The sequence below is a fragment of the Prauserella sp. PE36 genome (assembly GCF_003311655.1).
GTDB classification, from domain to species: Bacteria; Actinomycetota; Actinomycetes; order Mycobacteriales; family Pseudonocardiaceae; genus Prauserella_A; species Prauserella_A endophytica.
Map to the genome: position 1 here is coordinate 33,908 of NZ_QEQT01000049.1, position 25,819 is coordinate 59,726.

At 71.3% G+C, this 25,819-nt stretch carries 25 protein-coding genes; 22 read left to right on the forward strand and 3 right to left on the reverse strand.

The genetic code is table 11. The features are described from left to right. Position 1 precedes the first annotated feature (1 nt). The 15 genes from mshA (at position 2) to DI005_RS10390 (ending at position 14,259) form a co-directional block, all read left to right on the forward strand. Positions 2-1,297, forward strand: a complete 1,296-nt coding sequence (mshA, locus tag DI005_RS10320; RefSeq protein WP_113641981.1) for a D-inositol-3-phosphate glycosyltransferase — start codon at positions 2-4, stop codon at positions 1,295-1,297. Next, positions 1,294-1,806 (forward strand): YbjN domain-containing protein, encoded by a 513-nt coding sequence (locus DI005_RS10325; RefSeq protein WP_112266429.1) that lies wholly within the window; start codon positions 1,294-1,296, stop codon positions 1,804-1,806. The genes mshA and DI005_RS10325 overlap by 4 nt, the downstream gene beginning before the upstream one ends. A 690-nt stretch (positions 1,807-2,496) precedes the next feature. Further along, complete coding sequence (locus DI005_RS10330) at positions 2,497-3,246, forward strand: phosphoglyceromutase (protein WP_113641982.1); 750 nt, start codon at positions 2,497-2,499, stop codon at positions 3,244-3,246. A gap of 405 nt (positions 3,247-3,651) precedes the next feature. After that, on the forward strand, positions 3,652-4,863 hold the full coding sequence (locus DI005_RS10335) for a cell wall metabolism sensor histidine kinase WalK (RefSeq protein WP_233520078.1): 1,212 nt from the start codon (positions 3,652-3,654) through the stop codon (positions 4,861-4,863). Further along, a complete protein-coding gene (locus DI005_RS10340) occupies positions 4,860-5,552 on the forward strand; it encodes a response regulator transcription factor (protein WP_112266433.1) in 693 nt (230 codons plus the stop codon). Before DI005_RS10335 ends, DI005_RS10340 begins: the two co-directional genes overlap by 4 nt. Positions 5,553-5,598: 46 nt before the next feature. Next, on the forward strand, positions 5,599-6,570 hold the full coding sequence (locus DI005_RS10345) for a Ppx/GppA phosphatase family protein (RefSeq protein WP_113641983.1): 972 nt from the start codon (positions 5,599-5,601) through the stop codon (positions 6,568-6,570). Between the two features lie 52 nt (positions 6,571-6,622). Continuing rightward, the gene (locus DI005_RS10350; protein ID WP_113641984.1) at positions 6,623-7,930 is read left to right on the forward strand and encodes a hypothetical protein; all 1,308 of its coding nucleotides are present in this window, start codon (positions 6,623-6,625) and stop codon (positions 7,928-7,930) included. A 3-nt stretch (positions 7,931-7,933) separates the two neighbouring features. Further along, positions 7,934-8,728 (forward strand): sugar phosphate isomerase/epimerase, encoded by a 795-nt coding sequence (locus DI005_RS10355; protein ID WP_112266439.1) that lies wholly within the window; start codon positions 7,934-7,936, stop codon positions 8,726-8,728. A 66-nt stretch (positions 8,729-8,794) separates the two neighbouring features. Continuing rightward, the gene (locus DI005_RS10360; RefSeq protein WP_112266816.1) at positions 8,795-9,721 is read left to right on the forward strand and encodes a proline dehydrogenase family protein; all 927 of its coding nucleotides are present in this window, start codon (positions 8,795-8,797) and stop codon (positions 9,719-9,721) included. Further along, positions 9,718-10,542, forward strand: a complete 825-nt coding sequence (locus tag DI005_RS10365; protein ID WP_113641985.1) for a thioesterase family protein — start codon at positions 9,718-9,720, stop codon at positions 10,540-10,542. Before DI005_RS10360 ends, DI005_RS10365 begins: the two co-directional genes overlap by 4 nt. Positions 10,543-10,552: 10 nt before the next feature. Next, on the forward strand, positions 10,553-11,365 hold the full coding sequence (proC, locus tag DI005_RS10370) for a pyrroline-5-carboxylate reductase (RefSeq protein WP_112266442.1): 813 nt from the start codon (positions 10,553-10,555) through the stop codon (positions 11,363-11,365). Between the two features lie 180 nt (positions 11,366-11,545). Further along, positions 11,546-11,761 (forward strand): helix-turn-helix domain-containing protein, encoded by a 216-nt coding sequence (locus DI005_RS10375; RefSeq protein ID WP_110334643.1) that lies wholly within the window; start codon positions 11,546-11,548, stop codon positions 11,759-11,761. Positions 11,762-11,990: 229 nt separating this feature from the next. Beyond that, positions 11,991-12,092, forward strand: a complete 102-nt coding sequence (locus tag DI005_RS10380; RefSeq protein ID WP_005453035.1) for a 30S ribosomal protein bS22 — start codon at positions 11,991-11,993, stop codon at positions 12,090-12,092. Between the two features lie 167 nt (positions 12,093-12,259). Continuing rightward, entirely contained in the window at positions 12,260-13,294 is a 1,035-nt protein-coding gene (locus DI005_RS10385; RefSeq protein WP_113641986.1) for an NAD-dependent epimerase/dehydratase family protein, read from the forward strand. Beyond that, positions 13,291-14,259: a lysophospholipid acyltransferase family protein gene (locus tag DI005_RS10390; protein ID WP_113641987.1), complete on the forward strand. Its 969-nt coding sequence runs from the start codon at positions 13,291-13,293 to the stop codon at positions 14,257-14,259. Before DI005_RS10385 ends, DI005_RS10390 begins: the two co-directional genes overlap by 4 nt. Positions 14,260-14,343: 84 nt before the next feature. Here the strand turns inward: DI005_RS10390 and DI005_RS10395 are convergent, their stop codons facing one another. From DI005_RS10395 to DI005_RS10405, 3 genes are all read right to left on the reverse strand, one after another. Continuing rightward, positions 14,344-15,297, reverse strand: coding sequence for an HAD family phosphatase (locus DI005_RS10395; protein WP_112266448.1), 954 nt, complete (start codon positions 15,295-15,297; stop codon positions 14,344-14,346). A gap of 60 nt (positions 15,298-15,357) precedes the next feature. Then, entirely contained in the window at positions 15,358-16,434 is a 1,077-nt protein-coding gene (locus DI005_RS38165; RefSeq protein ID WP_158559801.1) for a DUF5667 domain-containing protein, read from the reverse strand. Positions 16,435-16,509: 75 nt separating this feature from the next. Next, positions 16,510-17,163, reverse strand: a complete 654-nt coding sequence (locus tag DI005_RS10405) for a sigma-70 family RNA polymerase sigma factor (protein WP_112266449.1) — start codon at positions 17,161-17,163, stop codon at positions 16,510-16,512. A gap of 192 nt (positions 17,164-17,355) precedes the next feature. Here DI005_RS10405 and DI005_RS10410 point away from each other — a divergent pair, with 192 nt between their 5' ends. The 7 genes from DI005_RS10410 to DI005_RS10440 all read left to right on the forward strand — a co-directional run bounded on the left by DI005_RS10410 (position 17,356) and on the right by DI005_RS10440 (position 25,797). After that, entirely contained in the window at positions 17,356-18,876 is a 1,521-nt protein-coding gene (locus tag DI005_RS10410) for an AMP-binding protein (RefSeq protein ID WP_113642042.1), read from the forward strand. Positions 18,877-18,883: 7 nt separating this feature from the next. After that, positions 18,884-19,129: a glutaredoxin family protein gene (locus tag DI005_RS10415; protein WP_113641988.1), complete on the forward strand. Its 246-nt coding sequence runs from the start codon at positions 18,884-18,886 to the stop codon at positions 19,127-19,129. Positions 19,130-19,186: 57 nt separating this feature from the next. Then, positions 19,187-20,737, forward strand: coding sequence for a molybdopterin-dependent oxidoreductase (locus DI005_RS10420; protein ID WP_113641989.1), 1,551 nt, complete (start codon positions 19,187-19,189; stop codon positions 20,735-20,737). 293 nt (positions 20,738-21,030) lie between these two features. Next, positions 21,031-21,867, forward strand: a complete 837-nt coding sequence (locus tag DI005_RS10425; protein ID WP_112266453.1) for a redox-sensing transcriptional repressor Rex — start codon at positions 21,031-21,033, stop codon at positions 21,865-21,867. After that, positions 21,864-23,195: a glutamyl-tRNA reductase gene (locus DI005_RS10430; protein ID WP_113641990.1), complete on the forward strand. Its 1,332-nt coding sequence runs from the start codon at positions 21,864-21,866 to the stop codon at positions 23,193-23,195. The genes DI005_RS10425 and DI005_RS10430 overlap by 4 nt, the downstream gene beginning before the upstream one ends. A 58-nt stretch (positions 23,196-23,253) precedes the next feature. Further along, positions 23,254-24,180: a hydroxymethylbilane synthase gene (gene hemC / locus DI005_RS10435; protein ID WP_113642043.1), complete on the forward strand. Its 927-nt coding sequence runs from the start codon at positions 23,254-23,256 to the stop codon at positions 24,178-24,180. Between the two features lie 84 nt (positions 24,181-24,264). Next, positions 24,265-25,797, forward strand: coding sequence for a bifunctional uroporphyrinogen-III C-methyltransferase/uroporphyrinogen-III synthase (locus DI005_RS10440; RefSeq protein WP_112266457.1), 1,533 nt, complete (start codon positions 24,265-24,267; stop codon positions 25,795-25,797). Positions 25,798-25,819: the final 22 nt, after the last annotated feature.

Consider the following 25,819-nt stretch of genomic DNA (forward strand, 5'->3'; position numbering starts at 1 on the left):
GGTGACGATCTCCTGGTACCGGACGGCATCGCTGCCGCGCCGGGTCGCGGTGCTGTCCGTGCACACCTCGCCGTTGGAGCAGCCGGGAACCGGCGACGCGGGTGGGATGAACGTCTACATCACGCAGACGGCCGTGGAGATGGCCCGCAGAGGGGTGAGCGTCGAGGTCTTCACCCGCGCCACCTCCTCCGACCAGCCACCGATCGCCGAACTGGCTCCCGGCGTGCTCGTGCGGCACATCCCGGCGGGGCCGTTCGAGCCGCTCGAACGCGGTGAGCTGCCCGCGCAGCTGTGCGCGTTCACGTCGGGCGTGCTGCGCACCGAGGCCTTCCACGAGCCCGGCTACTACGACCTGATCCACTCGCATTACTGGCTGTCCGGACAGGTCGGCTGGCTCGCGCGGGACCGCTGGGGCGTGCCGCTCGTGCACACCGCCCACACGTGGGCGAAGGTCAAGAACGCGGCGCTCGCCGACGGTGACTCGCCGGAGCCGCGCACGCGGGTGATCGGCGAGGAGCAGGTGGTGGCCGAGGCCGACCGGCTCGTGGTCAACACCGACGTCGAGGCCAGCCAGCTCATCGAGCTCTACGACGCCGATCCGGGAACGGTGAGCACCGTCTCGCCGGGCGTGGACCTGGAGCGGTTCCGGCCGGGCTCGCGAGCGCGGGCCCGCGACGCGCTCGGCCTGCCCCGCGATGCCGTGGTGCTGGCCTTCGCAGGCCGCATCCAGCCGCTGAAGGCGCCGGACGTGCTGCTACGTGCCGCCGCCGAACTGCTGGACCGCGACCCCGCCCTGCGCGACCGGCTCGTCGTGCTGGTCGCGGGAGGCCCTTCGGGCACGGGGCTGGAGCAGCCGCAGGCGCTCAAGGAGCTGGCGGACACCCTCGGCATCGCCGACCTGACCCGCTTCCTGCCGCCACAGGCCGGCGACGCGCTCGTGGACGTCTACCGGGCCGCCGACGTGGTGGCGGTGCCGAGCTACAACGAGTCGTTCGGGCTCGTCGCGCTGGAGGCGCAGGCGTGCGGAACACCGGTGGTGGCCGCCGAGGTGGGCGGGTTGCCGGTGGCCGTGAGCCACGGCGTGTCCGGGCTGCTGGTGCCCTCGCACCGGGCGCAGGACTGGGCCGGCGCGCTGCAGGAGGTCGCATTGAACCCACGCAGGCACGCGGAGCTGTCGAGGGGCGCGCTGAGCCACGCGAGCCGGTTCGCCTGGCAGCGCTCGACCGACGCGCTGCTCGACGCCTACGCCGAGGCGACGAGCGCCTTCCAGCAGGCCGCGCTCGGAGTGGCCGTATGACCGTGGACGACACCATCAAGGCCACGCTCGACAACGCTGAGCTCACCTACGACCGCAGGGGCGACGGCGTCTACTTCGTCACCCTGCCCGGCACGAAGAAGCTGCAGACCAACTGCTGGCTCGTCGCACGCGAGCACTCGTTCGCCATCGAGGCGTTCGTGTGCAGGCGGCCCGACGAGGCGCACGAGGAGGTCTACCGCTTCCTGCTGCGCCGCAACGCCAAGCTTTACGGCGTCCATTACACGATCGACGCCGTTGGCGACATCTACCTGGTGGGCAGGTTCGGCCTGGACACGGTCACCGAAACCGAGCTGGACAAGCTGCTGGGCCAGGTCCTCGAGGCCGCGGACGGCGACTTCAACACCCTCCTGGAGATGGGCTTCGCAAGCTCGATCCGGCGCGAGTGGGACTGGCGAGTCTCCCGAGGAGAGTCGCTGGCCAACCTCCAGGCCTTCAAACACCTCATCGAACCGGAAACCCCGCACCACCCCGGCTCGCTAACAGACTGACAGCCGCTGCTCCCTCACCGACGGACTGCCGCCGGTCCAGCCGTGCCCAGGGCGCGCCAGGTTTCCCTCACCGGGGACCGCCGCTGGTCCAAGCAAGCCGTGCCCAGCGGGCGGACCAGGCTCCCTCACCGACGAACCGCTGCTGGTCCAAGCAAGCCGTGCCCAGCGCGCGCCAAAGGTGAGGAGCTCGCACCGTGGGGGTCCGGGGGGCTCGGCCCCCCGGGTACAACGGCGAAGCGAGAAGCGAAGCCGCGAAGCGGCGAGCAGGGCTCCCCGTCGCGGAGCGGCTCGAGGGAGGGGGGAGTCGCGAACTCGAGCCGCCCCGCTGACGTTCCCGCCGCGTGGACCCGGTGGCGAGGGGGATGCCAACGGGGCCGGCGGGCGCAGCTCGGCAGGGGGGAGACGAGCTGCGTCTGTGCCCGCATACGGCCGGGGAGTGCGTGGATTCCGGCCGCGCGGGTTGGTAGTCAACTTGTCAGACTCGGGACTGTAATCACAAGACTACTGGTTACCCCGATCGGGTGAATTTTCGACGTATCGTTAACGCAACGCGACACTGTTAACTCAGCCGAAATCTTGTTGGCGATCCGCCTAGCGAACGAGTGAACAGCCCGCCCTCACCCGTGCCACTCTCGGTAGAGCGCTGGCCAGGCCGTCTGGCGCGGTCGGCATTCTGGCAGGCTTGGCATCATGGCCGAACTTGGGACACTGGTGCTGCTGCGACACGGGCAGAGCACGTGGAACGCGGAAAACCTGTTCACGGGCTGGGTCGACGTGCCGCTGTCCGAGCTGGGCGAGGGCGAGGCTCGCCGCGGCGGTGAGCTGCTCGCGGAGACGGGTCTGCTGCCCGACATCGTCCACACGTCTCTGCTGCGGAGGGCCATCTCGACCGCCAACATCGCGCTCGACGTGGCCGACCGGCACTGGATCGAGGTGAAGCGCGACTGGCGGCTCAACGAGCGGCACTACGGCGCGCTGCAGGGCAAGAACAAGAAGCAGACCCTCGACGAGTACGGCGAGGAGCAGTTCATGCTCTGGCGCCGCTCCTACGACACCCCGCCCCCGCCGATCGAGCCCGGCAGCGAGTACAGCCAGGACGGCGACGCGCGCTACGCGGGCCTCGGCGGTGAGATGCCGCTGACCGAGTGCCTCAAGGATGTGGTCGCGCGGATGCTGCCCTACTGGGACTCCGCGATCGTGCCCGACCTGCGCGCAGGCAAGAACGTGCTGGTCGCCGCGCACGGCAACTCGCTGCGTGCGCTGGTGAAGCACCTCGACGGCATCTCCGACAGCGACATCGCCGGCCTCAACATCCCCACCGGCATCCCGCTGCGCTACGACCTCGACGCCGACCTCAAGCCGACCAACCCCGGCGGCGCCTACCTCGACCCCGAGGCCGCCAAGGAGGCCGCCGCCGCGGTCGCCAACCAGGGCCGCTGACCCACGCCCCAACCGCAGTGAAGGCCACCATGCCTGCGCCCACCCGTCTCCCCCCGCCACCCAAACGGAGGCGCTGCGCGCCGCTGTGTCTGATCAACGCAGTGAAGGTGGCCTTCACTGCGTTCGGGGGTCGCCTCTCAGGGCCGCCATCAGCTCGGTCACTCTGCGGCCCGGCGCACCTGGAGCGGGACGTGGCCGCCGGGGCGTTACGACTCTCCGAACACGAGCTGTTGACGTTGAACTCGATCGAATGATCCGAATTGGGCGCCGAGATCGACGGAGTGCGACCGCCAGGTGAACCACGGCTGACGTGGGGGCGAACAAGTGCCCCGCAGGTGTCACGGCCGTCACGAGAAGGCAGCCAACACTAGGCCGACTACCCACTCGGGTGCTTACGATGCCACCGTGACGGCGCCTGCATGGTTTGCGCTGGCCACCGCCGCGCTGGTGGTCGGCCTTGTCGTCGGTTTCCTTCTCGGCCGGACCCGCTCCGGCGGCTCCGAGCGGAGGCCGACCGGTCCGACCGCGGCTGAGTTGCTCGAACGGTTCGTCCGCTCCTCGAACAACGGCGTCCTGATCCTCAACCGCTTCGGCGACCTGGTGCTGCACAACAAGCGCGCCGAGGCCCTCGGCCTCATCCGGCTCAACCAGGCCGACGCCCGCGCCCGCAAAGCCGCCGAGCAGGTGATCGAGACCGGCGACCCGCTGGAGATCGACCTCTCGCCGCTCGCGGTGCGCGGGCGCCAGCCCGAGGCCGTGGTTGCCGAGGTCCGGCCGCTGGACGACGGGTTCACGGTGGTCGAGGCCGTCGACCACTCCGAGGCCGTGCGGCTGGAGGCCACCCGGCGCGACTTCGTCGCGAACGTCAGTCACGAGCTCAAGACCCCGGTCGGGGCCATCGCGCTGCTGGCCGAAGCCGTGCTCGACGCCGTGGACGACACCGACGAGGTGCGCCGCTTCGGGGAGAAGATCCTGCGCGAGTCCACCCGGCTCGGCAAGCTCGTCACCGAGCTGATCGCGCTGTCGCGGCTGCAGGGCGCCGAGCGGCTGCCCGAACTGAACGTCGTGGAGGTCGACGCCGTCGTGCGTGAGGCGCTCGGCCGCACCAAGCTGGCCGCCGAGTCGGCCGAGATCACCGTGACCACCGACGGCCCCAGCGGGCTGCTCGTCGAGGGTGACCGCACTCTGCTGGTCACCGCGCTGTCGAACCTGCTGGAGAACGCCGTCGCCTACTCGCCGCAGGGCAGCCCCGTCTCGATCAGCAGGCGGCTCGTCGACTCCTTCATCGAGATCGCCGTCACCGACCGTGGCATCGGCATCGCCGAGGAGGAGCAGCAGCGCGTCTTCGAGCGGTTCTACCGCGCCGACAAGGCGCGCTCGCGGGCCACCGGCGGCACCGGCCTCGGTCTCGCGATCGTCAAGCACGTCGCCGCCAACCACGGCGGCGAGGTGCGCCTGTGGAGCAGCCAGGGGGTCGGCTCCACCTTCACGCTGCGCATACCCGCGCACGCCAGCGCCGAGAACGCGTCCGCGCCTGCCCCCAGGCAGGAACGCGAACCCGGGCCTCTGGTGGCGACCGGACCGGAAAGCGCCGAACAGGGAGGAACCACGCCGTGACGAGGGTGCTGATCGTCGAGGACGAGGAGTCGTTCGCCGACCCGCTCGCCTTCCTGCTGAGGAAGGAGGGCTTCACCGCCGCCGTGGCCACCAACGGCCAGCAGGCGCTCGACGAGTTCGACCGCAACGGTGCCGACATCGTGCTGCTCGACCTCATGCTGCCCGGGATGAGCGGCACCGACGTGTGCAAGCAGCTGCGCCAGCGCTCGGCCGTGCCGGTGATCATGGTGACCGCGCGCGACAGCGAGATCGACAAGGTGGTCGGCCTCGAGCTGGGCGCCGACGACTACGTGACGAAGCCGTACTCGGCGCGCGAGCTGATCGCCAGGGTCCGGGCCGTGCTGAGGCGCGGCGGCGAGACCGGCGGCACCGAAGGCGAGCTGGCACCGCTGGTGCTCGCGGCCGGCCCGGTGCGGATGGATGTAGAGCGGCACGTCGTGACCGTGGACGGCGAGGAGGTCTCGCTGCCGCTCAAGGAGTTCGACCTGCTCGAGTACCTGCTCCGCAACGTCGGCCGGGTGCTCACGCGAGGGCAGCTCATCGATCGCGTGTGGGGCGCCGACTACGTCGGTGACACCAAGACGCTCGACGTTCACGTCAAGCGGCTGCGTTCCAAGATCGAGCCCGATCCGGGCTCTCCCCGGCACCTCGTCACCGTGCGCGGGCTCGGCTACAAGTTCGAGACGTGACCAGCGAGGCGCCGCACGGTCCCGAGGCCGGGTACCGTAGAACCTCGTGCGCCTAGGGGTACTCGACGTCGGGTCGAACACCGTCCACCTGCTGGTGGTGGACGCCCATCGTGGTGCCCACCCCACGCCGATGCATTCCGAGAAGACCGTGCTGCGGCTCGCGGAGCAGATCAACAAGAACGGTGAGCTGAGCAAGAAGGGCATCGACGACCTGGTCGAGGCTGTCGAGTCCGCGAAGGAGGCGGCGAAGCGGCTGGGGTGCGAGGAGGTCATGGCCTTCGCGACCTCGGCGGTGCGTGAGGCGAGCAACGCGGGCAAGGTCCTGCGGAAGGTGGCCGATGAGACCGGCGTCGAGCTGCGGGTTCTCACCGGCGAGCAGGAGGCCCGGCTGACCTTCCTCGCCGTGCGCCGCTGGTACGGCTGGTCGGCGGGACAGCTGCTGGTGCTCGACATCGGTGGCGGCTCGCTCGAGGTCGCGATGGGCATCGACGAGGAGCCGGAGCTGGCCGAGTCGCTGCCGCTCGGGGCGGGCAGGCTCACGCGGACCCGGTTCAGCAAGGATCCGCCGACGCGCTCGGAGCTGGTCGCGACATCGGCCTGGCTGGAGGACCAGCTCGGCGACCTCGCGAAGAGGATCTCCAAGCTCGGCGAGCCGGACCGGGTGGTGGCAACGTCGAAGACGTTCCGTTCGCTCGCGCGGCTCGCCGGTGCGGCTCCGTCCGCGGCGGGCCCCCGCGTGCGGCGGGTGCTCACCGACACGGCACTGCGGCAGCTCATCTCGTTCATCTCCCGCATGTCCTCCGACGACCTCGCCGAGCTGGAGGGCGTCAGCGCGGGAAGAGCACACCAGCTCGTGGCGGGGGCTCTCGTGGCGCAGGCCACGATGCGAGCCCTGTCACTCGAAACTTTGGAAATATGCCCTTGGGCACTGCGTGAGGGTGTGATTCTGCGACGGCTGGACCACTCGAACGGCGCGGACCAGACTGCATTGATGACCGGCCAGGGTCGGCACGCATGACGCCTGGGTTCACACTGGACGTAGACAACAGGCGACGGGCACGGTGGAAAGGATGACTCGAGACAGCGAGGGCGAGCGGCCCCAGAAGACGGTGGCCGAACTACTCGCCCAACATGGCGGACAGGTCGGCGGCGCACCGCGCCGTCGGCGACGTCGCGCTGCCGACGATGACGACGCGCCGAGCATCAGCGACACGGCGCCCCAGGCGATCATCGACCGAGTGCGGGCCGAGGGCCCGCCACCTCCCGGTGTCGGCAGGCGCAACGGCGCCGCGCCGGCCCCGCCACCCCCGGCGGAGCAGACCGACGAGGCACCCCCGGCGCGGGGCGGCAGACCACCGAGGGTGCCCCCGCCCCCTCAGGGCGGCACCGGCGGCTATCCGGTTCCTCCTCCGCAGGCACCCGAGGAGGGGGGCAGGCCGCTGCCGCCGCGACCCCTCAACGGAACTCGCAACGGCATACCCGTTCCCCCCGCCGAGGCGCCGCCCGGCAGGCGTGGACCTTCGCCGGAGCCCCCGGGCTCGGAGGGCACGCTCTCCGCACGGCTCGACGGCCTCGAAGGGACCGCGGCGGACCAGGGCGGAATGGAACCACCCGCCCCGTCGCGCCCCGGCACGGGCAGGTTCCCGCTGCCACCGCGCAGGCGCAGGCCGCCGCGCGGCACCCCGCCGCCGCCCCCCGAGCCGAGCACGGAGCAGTTCCCCGCCGTCGGGGGCGCGCCGGACACCGACGTCCCGCACCCGGACGAGCCCCCAGCGGGGCTGGCGGGCTGGCGCCGCCGCAGGCAGGACACGCAGAACGAGGACACCGAGGTCGGCGTGATGCCCGTGGTGCCCCCGGCGCCAGCAGGGCCTGAAGAGGACGACGACGAGGGCCCGCCGACCGGGTTCTACACGCCGAACTTCGATGACGACGACGAGGCCGACGGCCCGGACGGCCGCTACCACGCCGGACTCCTCGAGGACGACCCGCTGGGCGAGCAGCGCCCGCACGACCCGTACGCGGCGGACTACGAGGACGACTACGCCTACGACGAAGAGCTCGACGACCGCGACGAGCTGGCGGGCAGCGACCTCGATGAGGACGAGGAGGCCGCGTCGCCCGCCAAGCAGTGGCTTGCGCTGGCCGGTCAGCTCGCCCTCGGCGTCGCGGGCGGTGCCGCCGTGTGGCTCGGCTTCAACTGGCTGTGGGGCCAGCTCCCCGCGGCCGCGCTGATCGCCGCGCTGGTGGTCACGGTCGGGCTGGTGTGGATCGTGCGCAAGGTGCGCCGCGCCGAGGACCTGCAGACCACGGTGCTGGCACTGCTCGTCGGGCTCGTCGTCACCGTGTCGCCCGCCGCGTTGCTGCTCGTCTCCAGGTAGCGCGTGGCCGCAGCGATTCCCGTCGGGCTGTCGACGGCGTCGGTGTGGCCGCTGCGCGCCCGCACCGGGTTCGAGCTGGCCGCCGCACTCGGCTACGACGGCGTCGAGGTGATGGTGTGGGCCGACCCGGAGAGCCAGAGCGTGCCCGCGCTGCGCAGACTCCGCGACGAGACCGGCGTGCCGGTGCTGTCGATCCACTCGCCGTCGCTGTTGATCACGCAGCGCGTGTGGTCGCCCGACCCCGTGGTGCGCCTTCGCCGCTCGGTGGAGGCCGCGATGGAGCTGGAGGCCCGCACCGTCGTGGTGCACCCCCCGTTTCGCTGGCAGCGCCGCTACGGTGACGCCTTCGCCGACCTCGTCGCCGAGCTGGAGGAGAGCAGCGGCGTCGACATCGCGGTGGAGAACATGTTCAAGGTCCGCCCACCCGGGGGCAGCCGCAACGCGAGGGTGTCGGCGTTCCGCCCCTCGATCGACCCGACCGACGTCGGGTACTCGCACTACACCCTCGACCTGTCCCACAGCGCCGCCGCGGGCATGGACGCGCTGGAGCTGGCCGAGCGCATGGGCGAGGGCTTGACCCATGTGCACCTCGCCGACGGCACCGGGGTGCCGAAGGACGAGCACCTCATGCCGGGCCGGGGCAACCAACCCTGCGCTGAGCTGCTCGAACACCTCGCCGCGACCGGTTTCGACGGGCAGGTCGTGCTCGAGGTGAACACACGCGGTGCGCGCAACCTGGCCGAGCGTGCCCGCATGCTCGGCGAGGCGCTGCTGTTCACCCGGCTCCACCTCGGCTGAAACCCAAGATCAACTCGTGCCCTGCCGAGACCTCGTTTCCGCGTATCGGCACGTATGGTCTTGACCGTGGAGCCGTTGCGTTCGTTGATCCTCGCAGCCGCAGGCAACGACACGATCCGGCGCCTGGTGGCCACCGCACCCGGCGCCAGGAGTGTCGTCGCGCGGTTCGTGGCCGGGGAGACCGTCGACGACGCCCTGGCCGCCGTCACGGCGCTCGCCGCCGACGGGCGCCGAGCGACGCTGGACCACCTCGGCGAGAACGCGGGCGATCCCGCGTCGGCGGAGTCGGCCGTCTCCGCCTACCTCAGGCTCCTCGAAGCGCTGCGAGTCAAGGCACTGACCGACCACGCCGAGGTGAGCGTCAAGCTCTCAGCGCTGGGCCTGCGTGCCGACGAGGGCGCAGCCCTCGACCGCGCCGCGCGCATCTGCGCCGCGGCCCACGAAGGCGGCACGACCGTGACCATCGACATGGAGGAGCACGACACCGTCGAAGCCACGCTGCGCGTGGTGCGGGAGCTGCGTCGGACGTGGCCCTCTGTCGGCGCCGTCCTGCAGTCGTACCTGCGCCGGACCGAGGCCGACGCCGCGGAGCTCGCCGTCGACGGCTCCCGAGTGCGGTTGTGCAAGGGCGCCTACGCCGCGCCGTCGACTGTGGCCTTCGCGACGGCGGGCGAAGTGGACCTGAGTTACGTTCGCTGCGCGAACATCCTGCTCGCTGGGGGCGGGTATCCGATGTTCGCCACTCACGACCCCCGGCTCATCGAGGTGCTGGGGGAACGGGTGCGCTGGTACGGGTGCCGCGAGGGCACCTACGAGTACCAGCTGCTGTTCGGGGTCCGGCCTGACGAGCAGCGCAGGCTGGCGGCGGAAGGGGAGACCGTGCGCGTGTACGTGCCGTTCGGCGAGCAGTGGTACGGATACCTGATGCGGAGGCTGGCCGAACGGCCCGCCAACACCGCGTTCTTCCTGCGAGCGCTGGCCAGCCGTTCGTGAGCACCATCGACTACGACCCGACGTCGTTCGGGTCCGCCTGCGACACCAGGTCCCTCGGCGACGGCACGTTCACGGCGGACCTGCGGCACGAATGGTCCATCGGCGGCCACCCGCACGGCGGGTTCCTCGTGGCCCTGCTCGCCAAGGCCGCCGTCACCGTGCTCGCCGAGCGGGGAGAGCCGCCGATCGACCCCATGGTGGTGAGCGCCGAGTTCCTCCGGCCGCCCGCGATCGGCCCGGTGCTGCTGCGGGCCGACATCCGCAAGATCGGCCGCCGCGCCACCGTGGTCGCGGTCGTGCTGGAGCAGCGTGGCCGCAGCTGCGTCGAGGCCCGCGTGACCGCGGGCAGGCTGCCGGTGCGCAGGCCGGTGTGGAGCGACGTGCCTGCGCTGCCGGCGGAGCCGCCGGCCGGTGCGCACACGCTGTCGGGGGAGACCTCCGAAGGGGTCTTCCACCTCGCGAAGGGCTGCGACGTGCGTGTCGACCCGGCCACGGCCGGCTATCTCAGCGGTCGCACCGGCGATCCGCCGAGGATCCGGCTGTGGGTCCGGCCGCGCGACGGCGAGCCCGACCCGTACTTCGCGCTGCTGGCGGGCGACATCAACCCGCCCGTGGTGTTCAACCTCGGGCGCTTCGGCTGGGCGCCGACCGCGCAGCTCACGGCGTTCGTGCGCACGCGGCCGTCGGCAGGCTGGCTGCGGGTGCTGGCGGAGAGCAGATCGGTGCAGGAGGGCTGGTTCGACTCCGACGCGCTCGTGATCGACGCCCAGGGCCGCATCGTGTGCCAGGCGCGACAACTCGCCCTTTCACCATCGCCCTAGAGTCAGACGCATGGCAACTATCGCTGTACTGGGTGCCGGCAAGATCGGTGAGGCGCTGCTCTCTGGCCTGCTGCACGCGGGCCGCAAGCCGGAGGACCTGCTGTTCACCGAGCGGCATCCGGAACGCTCCGCCGAGCTGACCGAGCGCTACGGCATCGCCGGGGTCGAGGTGTCCGAGGCGGCCAAACGCGCGGACGTGCTGATCGTCGCCGTGAAGCCGCAGGACATCGAGCCCGTGCTGGACGACCTGGCCCCGCTGGTGGGCCCCGGCTCGCTGGTGGTCTCGCTGTGCGCAGGCCTGCCGACGGCGCTGTACGAGCGCAGGCTCCCCGAGGGCACGCCGGTCGTCCGCGTCATGCCGAACACCCCGATGCTCGTCAACGAGGCGATGAGCGCCGTCTCCCCGGGCCGGCACGCCACCCCCGAGCACATCCGCGTGGTCGAGGACCTGCTCTCCAGCGTCGGCAAGGTGCTGGAGGTGCCGGAGTCGCAGCAGGACGCCGTCACCGCGCTGTCCGGCTCGGGCCCGGCGTACTTCTTCTTCCTGGTCGAGGCCATGATCGACGCCGGGATACTGCTCGGGCTCCCGCGCGCGGTCGCCGAGCAGCTCATCGTCCAGTCGGCGGTCGGCGCCGCCAAGATGCTCGCGGAGAGCGCCGAGCATCCGGTGATCCTGCGCGAGGCGGTCACCTCGCCGGCCGGTACCACGATCAACGCGATCCGGGAGCTGGAGAAGCACGGCGTCCGGGCCGCGTTGCTCGCCGCGATCGAGGCCGCCCGCGACCGTTCGGTTGAACTCGGCAAGGCGCACGAGGAGGACTGACCCGCGTCCGACGTGCGTACATCACGATGTGTGCTCGCGAGCACGGTACGTATTGCCCTCGACAGCCGTCGCAATAGTCCCACGCGTCCCGCTACCCTCGGTGGTAGCACGTGCGTGTCGATACCGTTCGGTGGGGAAGCCGAGCGGCGCGACACGTGTAAAGGACACGGTGAATGACCTATGCCGCCGAACAGGAAAGACGACGTGCCGGGCCCCCGGCAGGTCCAGTTCTTGACGGTCGCCGAGGTGGCGACGCTGATGCGGGTCTCCAAGATGACCGTCTACCGTCTCGTCCACTCGGGTGAGCTGCCGGCCGTACGCGTCGGCAAGTCCTTCCGGGTGCCCGAGAAGGCCGTTCACGACTACCTCGACAACGCCTACTTCGACGTCGGCTGACGGGTTTCTCGCAGGAGCCGTGCGTGGCGGTGCGGGTGGCGGAACCTCAGCCGCCTCCTCGCTGCGTAGCCGGGTGACGGCCCACGCAAGCGGCTCCGCCGCTTCCGAACAGGCTCTAGTGGTAGCCGGAGACGAGCGCGAAAGAAGCCCCAGGTAACCTGATAGGCCGTTCGTGTGCTTGCCCCACGCGATTTTCACGACCGAACGTTCCGAACGTTAAGGAGCACCTGTGGGCTCGGTGATCAAGAAGCGCCGCAAGCGTATGTCCAAGAAGAAGCACCGCAAGCTGCTTCGCCGCACGCGGGTCCAGCGTCGCAAGCAGGGCAAGTAAGCGCGCCTGGAAACAACTGCTTCACGCACTCGGGTGAGCCCTGGTGGCCGGTAGGCGTAACCCCGGTTAACAGCATGTAAGAGGCGGTTCCGCGGCTCCTGCCACGGAGTACCATCCGGAATCGCCTCGCCTCTCTAGAAACCGTCGCCTTCCGGCCAGGGGGTCTGATGCCGTCCAACGTCGTCCTCGTCACCGGGGTCGCCGGCGAGCTGGGCGGAAGGCTCCTGGCCAGGTTGGGCAACAACCCGGAGCTGGAACGGGTGATCGGCGTCGACACGTCGGCGCCGCACCCGGACATCCTCCGCCGCATCGGCAACGCGGAGTTCGTCCGAGCCGACATCCGAAACCCGCTCATCGCGAAGATCATCAGCTCCGCGAGGGTCGACACGGTTGTGCACGCCTCGACGACGTGCCACCCCGCGGGCCCCGGCAGGCGGATGGCGATCAAGGAAGTGAACGTCATCGGCACGATGCGGCTGCTCGCCGCGTGTCAGCGTTCCCCGCTCGTGCGCAAGCTCGTCGTCAAGTCCACCGCCGCCGTGTACGGCGCCAGCTCGCGCTCGCCCGCGGTGTTCACCGAGGGCTCCGAGCTCATCCCGGCCTCGTCGAACGGCTACGCCAAGGACGCCGTCGAGATGGAGGGCTACGTACGCGGTCTCTCGCGCCGCCGCCCCGACATCACGGTGACCATGGGCCGCTTCGTCAACATCATCGGGCCGGAGGTCGACACCGTGCTCGCGCGCTACTTCGCGCTGCCGGTGGTCCCCACGGTGCTCGGCTACGACGCTCGCCTCCAGCTGTTGCACTCCACCGACGCGCTGAACGTTCTGGAGTGCGCGACGCTGCAGGACAAGCCCGGCGTCTTCAACGTCGCTGCCGACGGCGTCCTGACGCTCTCGCAGGCGATCCGCCGGGCCGGGAGGGTCGAGCTGCCGATGCCGCGTCAGGTGATGCCCTCGGTCAGCAGGCTGCTGCGGGGCGCCCGCGTGGTCGACTTCTCCTCCGACCAGGTGCGGCTGCTCAACTTCGGCCGGGTCGTCGACAACACGCGACTCAAGAACGAATTCGGGTACACACCCCGGTGGAGCACGCGAGAGGCCTACGACGACTACGTCCTCGGCCGCGGACTGCGGCCGGTGATCGACGGTGACCGTCTCGCGGAGCTGGCCACCACGGTCGACGGTTGGAGGGTGAAGCAGTGACAACCGGCTCTTCGGCGCAGGTCATCCCGCTGCACCGAACCAGAGACGACGAGCCGCGGCCGGTCTCCCCGAGGGAGCACGACGCCCCGGTGGTGGCCTTCCCCGGCGCCACCGCGGCCCCGGAGCAGCCTGGCCAGGGCGACCCGCTGACGCGCTTCCTGACGTTCCTGTGTCACCGGTTCACCGGCGACTACACCGTCGACGAATTCGGCTTCGACCCCGAGCTCACCGACACGCTCGTGCTGCCGCCCGTGCGCGTGCTGTACGAGAAGTGGTTCCGGGTGAGCACCCATGGCGTGCGGAACCTGCCCGCCGAGGGCGGTGCCCTGCTCGTGGCCAACCACTCCGGCGTACTGCCGATCGACTCGGTGATGACCGCGTTCGCCGTGCACGAGCAGCGTGGGCGGCATCTGCGCATGCTGGGCGCCGACCTGGTGTTCAAGACGCCGCTGCTGGGCACGCTCGCCCGCAGGTCCGGGCAGACGCTCGCGTGCGGACCCGACGCGGAGCGGCTGCTGCGCGCGGGTGAGCTGGTCGGCGTGTGGCCGGAGGGCTTCAAGGGCGTCGGCAAGCCGTTCTCGGAGCGGTACAAGCTGCAGCGGTTCGGTCGCGGCGGGTTCGTGTCGGCGGCGCTGCGCACGGGTGTGCCGATCATCCCGGTGTCGATCGTGGGTGCCGAGGAGATCTACCCGAAGCTCGCCGACCTGAAGCCGCTGGCACGCCTGCTCGGGCTGCCCTACTTCCCGGTGACGCCGTTCTTCCCGCTGCTCGGTCCGCTGGGCGCGATCCCGCTGCCGACGAAGTGGCACATCGAGTTCGGCGAGCCGATCGCCACTGACGGCTTGGCGGCCGAGGCGGACGAAGACCCGCTGCTGATCTTCAACCTCAACGACCAGGTCCGTGAGGCCATCCAGCAGATGCTGTACCGCCGCCTCTCCCAACGCCGCGGCGTCTTCCGCGACTGAGCCTTCCGCTACCGCCCCCCAAGGCCACCTTTGCTGCGTTCAACGCAACAAAGGTGGCCTTGGGGGCCGTCGGCACTGCTCCGGTCAGGCGACGCGGCGGCGGTAGGCGATTCCCGCGGCGACGGCTCCGGCGACCGCGCCGGCTCCGAGCACCGACGGCACTCCGATCTTCGCGGCCTTGCGACCAGTGCGGAAGTCGCGGATCTCCCAGCCCCGGCCGCGCGCGACCTCGCGCAGCCCGGAGTCCGGGTTGACCGCCACGGCGGTGCCGACGACCGAGAGCATCGGCACGTCGTTCTGCGAGTCCGAGTACGCCGTGCAGCGGCGCAGGTTCAACCCCTCGCGGGCGGCCAGCGCGCGCACGGCGTGTGCCTTCGCCCTGCCGTGCAGCAGGTCCCCCACGAGCCGCCCGGTGTACACGCCGTCCACGCTCTCCGCGACGGTGCCCAGCGCGCCGGTGAGCCCGAGCCGCCGCGCGATGATCGCGGCCAGCTCGACGGGCGTCGCCGTCACGAGCCACACGCGCTGGCCCGCGTCGAGGTGCATCTGGGCGAGTGCACGCGTGCCGGACCAGATCTTGTCGGACATCAGCTCGTCGTAGATCTCCTCGCCCACGGCCACCATCTCGTCGACGGTTCGTCCCGCCACAAAGGACAGTGCCTGCTCGCGGCTGGACTGCATGCCCTGCTTGTCCTCGCGCCCTCCGACGCGGAACTTCACCTGCTGCCAGGCGAATCCGGCGAGGTCGGAGGTGGTGAAGTACTTGCGCGCGGCGAGTCCTCGCGCGAAGTGGAAGATCGACGCGCCCATCATCATCGTGTTGTCGACGTCGAAGAACGCCGCCGCGGTGAGGTCGGGCGGAGCCGGTGGGGGAGCGAGTTCACCGCCCTCGGGCGCCGGGACCTCGAGGGTCGCCAACTGCGCGGCTTCCATGGCCACGGCAGCGTCAGCCGAGGCTTCGCCTGCCAGTGCGGCGAGCCGCTCGCGTTCGTGCCCCTTACCGCGGGCCCGCCACAGTGCCACGCACACCGCCTCCACGTTCGAGTTGCACTCCGGTGCTGTGCACAGAGTAGCGAGGATACAACTGACGGCGGAGCGCTATCCGATGCTCACCCCCGGCAGTCCCGGCAGTAGCGGCGGAATGGACACGACCGGGGCCGGCGGGACGGTCGAGTCGGGCAGCCGCGGCCCCGTCGGCGCGGGGATGGGCGCGGGGACGGCGGTCTCGCTCGGCGTGGGCGTGGGCGTCGTCGGCGGCGGCGTCGGGGACGGCGTGACCACGGGCTCGGTCGTGGAGGTTCCGGCGCTCCTCAGCGGTTGCATCGCGGGTGACTCGGGTGGCTCGTAGGCGGGCGCGGGGACGGTGCCCGGTCGCCGGTACTCCCCGGCGCGCAGACTCTCCGGCAGGCCACACGTCCCCGTGGCGGGCAGCGCGCCCAGCTCGTCGAAGCTGCCCGAGGTGATCTCGTAGCAGCCCATCCGGTCGCTCAGTGCTGTGACGCGCTGGCGGACCCTGGTCAGCAGCTCCGCCGGTTCGGCGGCATCGGTGATATCCGCAGGGAGCACGGCGTGCAGCGCCGCAAGCCTGCTCGACTGCCGCGCCGCCCAGCCGCCCAGCGGCGCGAGCTGCCGTCCGTCCGAGCTGGTCGCCAGCGCGGTGAGCTGGACGACCCCGGCCCGTGTGTCACCGGTGAAGTCGGCCATGCCGATCGCGTACGCCTGCTCGTCGAACCGTCCTTGCTCGACGAGCACGGTCAGCTCGTCGATGCGGCGCTCGGCGTACTCGAGATGTTTGAGCCCCCTGGCCTCGTCGTCGAAGGTCAGCTCCAGCACGGCCGTCTCGCGCAGGCGCTTGAGGTCGTAGAGCGTCTCGCCGGGCAGGGCGTCGTCGGAGAGCAGCAGGGCGAGCCCGGACACGGCGAAGAGCAGCGCCATCAGTGCCGCGACGACGGGCACCGTGCGCGGCCGGCGCCCTGGCCGCCGTCCGGACGCCTCGATCCGGCCCGCGATGCGTGTGCGGGCCTCGTCGTCCAGTGCGGTGTCGGCGCCGAGTCTGCGCAGGGCCGCCACCACGGCCAGCTCGTCGCTGAACTCGTGCCCGTGCCCGTGCTCGACCGCGCGAGCGAAGCGCTCGTGTTCCCCGCGCCCCTGGCGCGGCCACGGAGGCCTCCACATGTCGCGCGCCTCCCGGCCTGCTCCGCCGAATCCTTCGCACTGGCAACGATCGGCGGGGTGCGGGGTTACGCGGAATCAGCGCAGGCCGGTGGGCAGGAGTTTCGCGAGCCTGCGGACGGCGCGGTGCTGCAGCGCCTTCACGGCGCCTTCGTTGCGCTGCATGATCTGCGCGGTCTCGGACACCGAGAAGCCCTGGATGAACCGCAGGATGATGCATTCCCGCTGGTCGTCGCCGAGTCCGGCGATGCAGCGCAGCAGTTCGTCGTTGGTGGTCTTGCTGATCACCTGCTGCTCGGGGCCCGGCGAGTGCTGCGCGGAGGAGCCGAAGGGCTGCGTGCCGGATTCGGTCACCTCGTCGGTGACGATCTCCAGGCGGAACCGGCTCGACTTCACGTGGTCGAGCACCAGGTTGCGGGCGATCGTCGTGAACCACGCGCCGACGTCTCGGCCCTGGTACGAGATCGACGTGATCCGGCGCAGTGCGCGCAGGAACGTCTCGCTGGTGACGTCCTCCGCGAGGTGACGGTCGCCGACCCGCAGCAGGACGTAGCGGTACACCCAGTCGACGTAGCGGTCGTAGAGCTTGCCGAAGGCAGCGGTGTCGCCGCTCTGCGCCGCGCGCACCAGGTCCCAGTTCTCGTCGACGCTCGCGTCGACGGGGGCGGCGCTCTCCACCGCACGGAGCCTCGCAGGCCCGGGACCTGCCGCAACAGCGATCGGCATGCTCATCGTGTTGCACCTCCTCCGGGCCCGTTCCCGGACTCCGCGTGATCATCGCCACTACGTCGCCTGACGGAGCATACGCGTTGTTACCGCGAAGTAGGTAGTGGTGTCTCCATTGCGAAAAGGAGACGAGGTCAAAACCACCTTGTGACGTCGCTCTCGGCTGGCACACTGGCCGGTGATCGAAAGGGGCTGGTTGTGGCTGCTGGGGCAGGCAGTGTCGCCGAAGTCGCCAACGTCGCGGACCTCGTCGCCGCGAACTCGCGCGAGCGGCCGGGAGCGACCGCGCTCGTCGACACCGTGGCCGAGACCACACTGACCTGGGCGGAACTCGACGCCGCCGTGGACACGCAGGCACGCCGCCTGCTCGAGGCCGGGCTGAGCCCCGGCGACCGCGTCGCGCTACGCCTGCCGACCTCCTCGGAGTTCGCGGTGTCCTTCTTCGCGGTGGCCAGGGCAGGCGGCATCGCCGTGCCCCTGTCGCCGCAGGCGCCGGAGGGCGAGTGGCGGCCCGTGCTCGCCGACAGCGGGACCCGGTTGCTCGTCGGCGCCGCCCCCGGGGAGCACGCCGACGTGCGGGTGCTGGAACCGGCGATCGACCCCTCGGCCGGCGAGCCGGTAGCGCCCACCAGGGCGGGCGAGGACGTCGCCGCGCTGTTCTACACCTCGGGCACCACCGGACCGCCGCGAGGCGTGATGCTGTCGCATCGCGCGCTGCTCGCCAACGTCGCCCAGCTCGGACAGCTGCAACCGCCCTTGGCCGACCATGGCGACCGCGTGTTCGTGGCCATCCCGTTGCACCACATCTACGGGCTCGGTCCGGGCCTGCTCAACGCCGTCGCCGCCGGGGCGACCACCGTGCTCGCGCAGCGGTTCGACGCGCAGAAGGCGCTCGCCGCGTGCGCCGCCCACCGCGTGACCGTGATCGTCGGTGTGCCCGCGATGTACACCGAGCTCGCCGCGCTGCCGGCCGACGAGGTCGGCGAGTCGCTCTCGACCGTCCGACTGCTCGTGTCGGGTGCCGCGCCGCTGCACCCGAAGGTGCTCGCCGCCATCCGGGGCGCGACGGGGCTGGCCGTGTTCGAGGGCTACGGGCTCACCGAGGCCGCGCCCGTGGTGACGTCCACGCTGGTCACCGGCTACGCCAAGCCGGGATCGGTCGGCCGCCCGCTGCCCGGCGTCGAGCTGCGGCTCGTGGACAGCGACGGCACCCCGGGCCCGGTGCCGCTCGACCCCGAGGACCCGGCCGACGCGTTCGCCGACGACACCGGCGGCACCGGACTGGTCGCGGTGCGCGGGCGGAACCTGTTCAGCGGGTACTGGCCCGACGGCGCGCACGGACCGGACGACGAGGGCTGGTTCCGCACCGGCGACGTCGGCTACATCGACGTGGACGGCGACCTGCACCTGGTCGACCGCGCCAACGACCTGATCATCGTCAACGGCTTCAACGTTTTCCCGCACGAGGTGGAGGACGTGATCGGCGCCCTGCCAGAGGTCGCCGAGGTCGCGGTGGTCGGGGTGCTGGACGAGCGCAGCGGCGAGGCGGTGAAGGCCGTGGTCGTGCCGAAGCCGGGTGCGGCGCTGTCGGAGCAGCAGGTGGTGGACGCGTGCACGGCCACGCTCGCGGCGTACAAGGTGCCGCGCACGGTCGAGTTCGCGGAGGCGCTGCCTCATTCGTCGGTCGGCAAGCTGCGCCGGTTCCGGTTGCGGGGATGATGGAGCCATGCATCGGGTGACCGTGATGACGAGGGTCGGCTGCCACGCGTGCGAGCACGCGGAGGAGGACGTGGCGCGGATCTGCGGCGAGCTCGGTGTCGAGTGGACCACGGCCGACGTCGACACCGACCCGGAGTGGCGGGCCGAGTACGGCGACCGCGTACCGGTGATCCTCGTGGACGGCGAGGAGCACGGGTACTGGAAGGTCGAGGAGGAGCGGTTGCGGGCTGCGCTGCGCTCGTCAGGGTCGTAAGCCACTCGTAAGCGCCGGAAGGCAGTCCGGAAGCCGTTCGGCGCCGAACATGGGGACATGAGCGAAATCGCCGTCTCCGGACGCACCGACGGTCGCCTGCGGGCGTCGCACGCCGTGCTCTGCGGCCTGCTCGGCCTCGCCGCGGCATTGGCCGCGGGGCATCTCGTGGCGGCGTTCGTCGGCCGCAACGCCTCGCCGTACCTCTCGGTCGGCAACTCGGCGATCGACCTCACGCCCACCTGGCTGAAGGACTGGGCGGTGCGCACCTTCGGCACCGCCGACAAGCTCGTGCTGCTCAGCGGCATGGCCGTGGTGCTCGTGGCGGTGGCCGCGGGCGCGGGGCTGCTGTCGCGGCGGAGCCCGCTGGCCGGGACGGTGGTCATCGGGGTTTTCGGCGTGCTCGGCGGCATCGCGGTGTTCACCCGGCCCGACCTCGGCCAGCTGGCGCTGGCCGCCCCCGCGGCGAGCCTCCTCGCGGGCCTGTGGACGTTCCGCTGGCTGCACGCGCGGGCGGCCGAGGACGAGGAGATCGGCTCGCCCGACCGGCGGCGGTTCCTGCTCGGCGCCGGTGCGGTCGCGGCCGGAGCCGGTTTGGTCGGCCTCGGCGGTCAGCTGCTCGGCTCCAGCCGCAGCGCGGACAGCTCGCGCGCGGCGGTCGGCGAGCTCGAACCGGCTCGGCGCGTGCCGCCCGTGCCCGCCGACGCCGACTTCACCAAGCTCGGCACGCCGTCGTTCCTCACGCCGAACGAGAGCTTCTACCGCATCGACACCGCGCTGATCGTGCCGCAGGTCCGCGCCGAGGACTGGAGCCTGCGCGTCCACGGGCTGGTGGAGCGCGAGCTGACGTTCATCTACGACGACATCCGCGGCCGCCGCCTCGTCGAGCGCACGATCACGATGTGTTGTGTGTCCAATGAGGTCGGTGGGCCGCTGATCTCCACCGCGAACTTCATCGGTGTCGACCTCGCGGAGCTGTTGCGTGAGGCCGGTGTCCAGCGCGGCGCGCAGCAGCTGTACTCCACGAGCACCGACGGCTGGACGTGCGGTACGCCACTGGACGTTGTCCTCGAACCAGGAAGGGGCGCGTTGCTCGCGATCGGCATGAACGGCGAACCGCTGCCGGTGGAGCACGGTTTCCCCGCTCGCATGGTGGTTCCCGGGCTCTACGGGTACGTGTCGGGCACCAAGTGGGTCACCGACCTCGAGGTGACCACGTGGGAGGCGCGGCGGGCCTACTGGCTGGAGCGCGGCTGGGCCCGGGAGGCTCCCGTGAAGACGCAGTCGCGCATCGACTCGCCCAAGGGCTTCGCGACGTTGCCGCCCGGCCGCGTCGTGGTCGCCGGGATCGCGTGGGCACAGCACACGGGCATCGAGAAGGTCGAGGTGCGGCTGGACCGTGGGCCGTGGCGGGAGGCCGAACTGTCCACAGTGGTCACCGACGACGCGTGGCGGATGTGGCAGGTCGCGCTCGACGTCACCGAGCCGGGCAGCCACCAGCTCGCCTGCCGTGCCACCGACAAGTCCGGGTACACGCAGACCGAGCGACGCGCTCCCGTGCTGCCCGACGGCGCGACCGGTTGGCACACGGTCACCTTCACCACGCGTTAGCACCAAACCCTCCGCGGGCGGCTCCGGGATGTGACCTGCCCCACCCGCAGTGAAGGCCACCCTCACTGCGTTGAACGCAGTGAGGGTGGCCTTCACTGCGTTCGCCCGAAAATGGTGACAGCGCGTCAGAAAAGGGCTTCGCGCGGCGATTTCAGGGGGTTAACCAGCCGCTTTGTGCCTGCGTTCACAAATGAACTACCGTATTGCCACCAAGCGCTGCGCCGGGTATCGAACACCGTCGCGCGCGCTCGGTCAAGGGTTGATCTCTCGAACTCGGCGACAGGAGAGCCAGCGTGGTGGCACAGCGGGGCCGGCGCAACGGAGCCGCCGCGCACAAGCGCACCCGAGGTGGAGCGACTCCCGACGCCGACAACGCCCCCACCGCCGAGATCCCCGCCGTCGCGGAGAACGGCGCCGACCCCGAGGTCCGCGCCAAGTCGATTCCCGAGGCCGCCGTCGCCCGCCTCGCCGTCTACCTGCGGATCCTCTCCGCGATGGCCGAGCAGGGCGCTACCACCGTCTCCAGCGAGGAGCTCTCCACCGCCGCCGGGGTCAACTCCGCCAAGCTCCGCAAGGACCTCTCCTACCTCGGCTCCTACGGCACACGTGGCGTTGGTTACGAGGTCGCCGTCCTCGTCGGCCAGATCGAGCGCGTGCTGGGTCTCACACGCCAGCACAAGGTCGCCGTCGTGGGAATCGGTAACCTCGGACATGCGTTGGCCAACTACGGTGGCTTCCCCGGAAGGGGTTTCCCGGTCGAGGCGCTCTTCGACATCGACCCGGACCTGATCGGGGTGCCGGTGGGCGGCATTCCGGTGACACACCTCGACGACATCCCGCAGGTGTGCGCCGATCGCCAGATCTCCATCGGGGTCATCGCGACGCCGCCAGCCGCAGCTCAGACGGTGTGCGACCGGCTCGTCGCCGGCGGGGTGCAGTGCATCCTGAACTTCGCTCCGGTGGTGCTGCAAGTGCCGGAACATGTCGAGGTGCGAAAGGTCGACCTGGCTGTGGAACTGCAGATCCTGTCCTTCCACGTCGCTCGGAGGGCGGACAACGAGCCGAACGGCAAGGTGGCCGACTCGGCCGTCAACAGCGCAGCCGGCAACGGGGCGGTGGTGTCGTCGTGAGCATCCTGGCGATCGGGCTGTCCCACCGGACCGCTGACCTCACCACGCTCGAGCGCGCCGCCGTGCCCGCCGCCGAGCTGGGCAAGGTGCTGCACGAACTCCAGCAGACCGACCACGTGTCCGAGGTCATGCTGCTGTCGACCTGCAACCGCATCGAGGTCTACGCCGTCGTCGAGACGTTCCACGGCGGCCTCGCCGACATCTCCGAGGTCCTCGCCCGCCAGGCCGGCATGGAGGCGCAGGAGCTCTACGACAACTTCTACGTGCACTACGCGGGGGCCGCGGTGGAGCACGTGTTCTCCGTCGCATCCGGGCTCGACTCGATGGTCGTCGGCGAGACCCAGATCCTCGGCCAGGTCCGCTCCGCCTACGCCACGGCCCGCGAGGCGGGCACGGTCGGCCGCGTCCTGCACGAGCTGGTGCAGACGACGCTGCGCGTCGGCAAGCGCGTGCACACCGAGACGGGCCTCGACGCGCTCGGCGCTTCGGTGGTCTCCGAGGCGCTCGCCGCCGCCGGTGAGCTGGCCGGGCAGCGCGCGCTGATCGTCGGAGCCGGTTCCATGGGCGCGCTCGCGGCCTCGCAGCTGCGCAAGGCCGGCATCGGCGACATCGCCGTGGCCAACCGCACACTCGCCAACGCCGAGCGCCTCGCCGCGTCGGTCGCCGAGCAGGGCGTGCCCGCACGCGCCGTGCCGATGGCCGGGCTCGCCGACGCGCTCGCGCAGGCCGACGTCGTGGTGGCGTGCACCGGAGCCAAGGGTGCCGTGCTCGGTGTCGAGCACGTCGTGCCTCGCGCGGACGCCCCCGTGGTGATCTGCGACCTCGGCCTGCCGCGGGACGTCGAGCCCGCCGTCGCCGACGTGGCCGGTGTCAGCGTCGTCGACCTCGAGACCGTCCGCCGCCGGATGAGTGAGTCCGGCGGGGGCACCACCGAGCGGCAGACCGCGAAGGCAGCCGGCATCGTGCTCGACGAGGTGCGCGCTTACCTGGCCGGTCAGCGCAGCTCCGCCGTCACGCCCACCGTGACCGCGCTGCGCAAGCGCGCCGCCGAGGTGGTGGACGCCGAACTGCTGCGTCTCGACAACCGGCTGCCCGAGCTCGACGCGGCCGTCCGCGACGAGCTGGGCCGCACGGTCCGCCGGGTCGTGGACAAACTCCTGCACGCACCCACGGTGCGCGTGAAGCAACTCGCCGCCGAGACGCAGGACACCGACTACGCCAACGCGCTGCGCGAGCTGTTCGAGCTCGACCCGCAGGCGCCGAGCATCGTGTCCAGCCCCTCGGCAGGCTCCAAGCACGATCAGATCGACGGTGACAAGCGTGGCTGACAGTCCCTCCCGCCGCCCGACCGCCTCCCCTGGCGGAGCCGCTGCGCGGCGCAGTGTTATCCGGATCGGCACCCGCAGCAGCAAGCTCGCCGTGGCGCAGACCGGAACTATCGCGAAGAAGCTCGAGGACGCGGGCCAGCGCGTCGAGATCGTCACGGTGTCGACGCCGGGCGACCGGTCGAGCGCCCCGATCGCCGAGATCGGCGTGGGCGTGTTCACCTCCGCGTTGCGGGAGGCGCTGCTGGCCAAGCAGGTCGACGTGGCCGTTCACTCGTACAAGGACCTGCCGACCGCACCCGAGCACGGGATCTCGCTCGCGGCCGTGCCGCCGCGCGAGGACCCGAGGGACGCGCTGATCGCCCGCGACGGCCTCACCCTCGGGGAGCTGCCGCCCGGCTCGGTCATCGGCACCGGCTCGCCGCGCCGTACCGCACAGCTGCGTGCGCTCGGCCTCGGCCTGGAGGTCGTGCCGATCCGCGGCAACATCGACACCCGGATCGGCAAGGTGACCTCCGGCGAGCTGGACGCCGTGGTGCTCGCGCGCGCCGGCCTTTCCAGGGTGGGCAGGCTCGACGTGATCACCGAGACGCTCGACCCGATCCAGCTGCTGCCCGCCCCCGCGCAGGGTGCGCTGGCTGTCGAGACCCGCGTCGACGACGTGGACACCGAACACCTGCTTCAGTCCATTGTGGACGACGAAGCGACACGGGCGGCCGTTGCCGCTGAGCGGGCCATGCTGGCCGCGCTCGAGGCCGGTTGCAGCGCGCCCGTCGGCGCACTGGCCGATGTCGTGGAGGACCTGGACGGTGATGGGGCTGTGATCGAACGCCTCTCCCTGCGTGGGATCGCCGCCACCGGGGTCGAAGGTGACTCCATCCAGATCCTCCGTGCCTCGGCCATCGCCGAGAAACACGAAGCGGACAAGCTCGGCCGCGACCTGGCCGCCGAGCTGCTCGACCTCGGTGCCGGGGCCCTGTCCCGCTGAGGTCCCGCTGAGTTCAACAGCACGCACGAAGAACGATTCGGCCGCTGCGGTGGTTGACGGCCGACCAGAGGAGAGACGAAGTAGATGACCCGCGCACGCAAGACCACGGGGCGCGTCGCCTTCGTGGGCTCGGGCCCCGGCGACGCCGGACTGCTGACCGTCCGTGCCCAGGAGCTGCTCGCGAAGGCCGAGCTCGTGGTGACGGACCCGGATGTGCCGGCAGGCGTGCTCGCCTTCGCGGGCCCGGAGGCGGAGGTCCGCCCCGCCGTCGGCGAGCCGGGTGACGTCGCCAAGGACCTGACCACCGAGGCGAAGGCGGGCCGCCTCGTGCTGCGCCTCGTCGCCGGTGACCCGCTGACCCAGCCCGCCGTGGTGTCCGAGGTGCAGGCGGTTTCACGCACGAGCGCCGTGTTCGACGTGGTGCCGGGTGTCTCGCCCGGTGCCGCCGTGCCCGCCTACGCGGGCGTGGCGCTGGGTGGCGCCCACACCGAGGTCGACGTCCGGGGCGACGTCGACTGGGCCGGGCTCGCCGGCACGCCGGGCACGATCGTGCTGCACGCGACGTCGAGCCACCTCGCCGAGGCGGCCTCCGCGCTGGTCGAGCACGGTCTCGCGCCGCAGACCCCGGTGGCCGTGACCTCCAACGGCACCATCAACACCCAGCGCACCGTGGACTCGACGCTCGCGTCGCTGGCCGCGGACGCGGGTGAGCTCGTCGGCCCGCTCGTGGTGAGCATCGGCTCCGTCGTCGGCAACCGCTCGAAGCTGTCGTGGTGGGAGTCGCGCGCACTGTACGGCTGGAAGGTGCTCGTGCCGCGCACCAAGGAGCAGGCGGGCGACATGGCCGACCGGCTCCGCAGCCACGGCGCGACGTCGCACGAGGTGCCGACGATCTCGGTGGAGCCGCCGCGCAGCCCCGCGCAGATGGAGCGCGCGGTGAAGGGCCTCGTCGATGGCCGTTACCAGTGGATCGTGTTCACCTCCACCAACGCGGTGCGCGCGGTGTGGGAGAAGTTCGCCGAGTTCGGGCTCGACGCCCGCGCGTTCTCCGGCGTGAAGATCGCCTGCGTCGGGGAGTCGACCGCGGAGAAGGTGCGCTCGTTCGGGATCATCCCCGAGCTGGTGCCCAGCGGTGAGCAGTCGAGCGAGGGCCTGCTCGCGGAGTTCCCGCCGTACGACGACGTGCTCGACCCGGTGGACCGCGTGCTGCTGCCGCGTGCCGACATCGCCACCGAGACCCTGTCGGCCGGGCTGCGCGACCGCGGCTGGGAGATCGACGACGTGACGGCGTACCGCACCGTGCGTGCCGCTCCGCCGCCCGCCGAGACCCGCGAGATGATCAAGACCGGCGGTTTCGACGCGGTGTGCTTCACCTCGTCGTCCACGGTCCGCAACCTCGTCGGCATCGCGGGCAAGCCGCACGCGCGCACGCTCGTGGCGTGCATCGGCCCGAAGACGGCCGAGACGGCGACGGAGTTCGGCCTGCGCGTGGACGTGCAGCCGGAGAAGCCAAACGTGATCGAGCTGGTGGACGCGCTCGCCGAGCACGCGGCCAAGCTGCGTGCCGAGGGCGCTCTCCCGCCGCCCCGCAAGGCCAAGCGCGCCCGCCGCTCCTGAGCGGGTAACGCTCCCCAAGGCC

Coding starts and splice junctions, on each gene's coding strand:
- DI005_RS10325 (WP_112266429.1), top strand. CDS start 1,294: ATGACCGTGGACGACACCATCAAGGCCACGCTCGACAACGCTGAGCTC.
- DI005_RS10330 (WP_113641982.1), top strand. CDS start 2,497: ATGGCCGAACTTGGGACACTGGTGCTGCTGCGACACGGGCAGAGCACG.
- DI005_RS10350 (WP_113641984.1), top strand. CDS start 6,623: ATGACTCGAGACAGCGAGGGCGAGCGGCCCCAGAAGACGGTGGCCGAA.
- proC (WP_112266442.1), top strand. CDS start 10,553: ATGGCAACTATCGCTGTACTGGGTGCCGGCAAGATCGGTGAGGCGCTG.
- DI005_RS10375 (WP_110334643.1), top strand. CDS start 11,546: ATGCCGCCGAACAGGAAAGACGACGTGCCGGGCCCCCGGCAGGTCCAG.
- DI005_RS10385 (WP_113641986.1), top strand. CDS start 12,260: ATGCCGTCCAACGTCGTCCTCGTCACCGGGGTCGCCGGCGAGCTGGGC.
- DI005_RS38165 (WP_158559801.1), bottom strand. CDS start 16,434: ATGTGGAGGCCTCCGTGGCCGCGCCAGGGGCGCGGGGAACACGAGCGC.
- DI005_RS10405 (WP_112266449.1), bottom strand. CDS start 17,163: ATGAGCATGCCGATCGCTGTTGCGGCAGGTCCCGGGCCTGCGAGGCTC.
- DI005_RS10415 (WP_113641988.1), top strand. CDS start 18,884: ATGCATCGGGTGACCGTGATGACGAGGGTCGGCTGCCACGCGTGCGAG.
- DI005_RS10420 (WP_113641989.1), top strand. CDS start 19,187: ATGAGCGAAATCGCCGTCTCCGGACGCACCGACGGTCGCCTGCGGGCG.
- DI005_RS10440 (WP_112266457.1), top strand. CDS start 24,265: ATGACCCGCGCACGCAAGACCACGGGGCGCGTCGCCTTCGTGGGCTCG.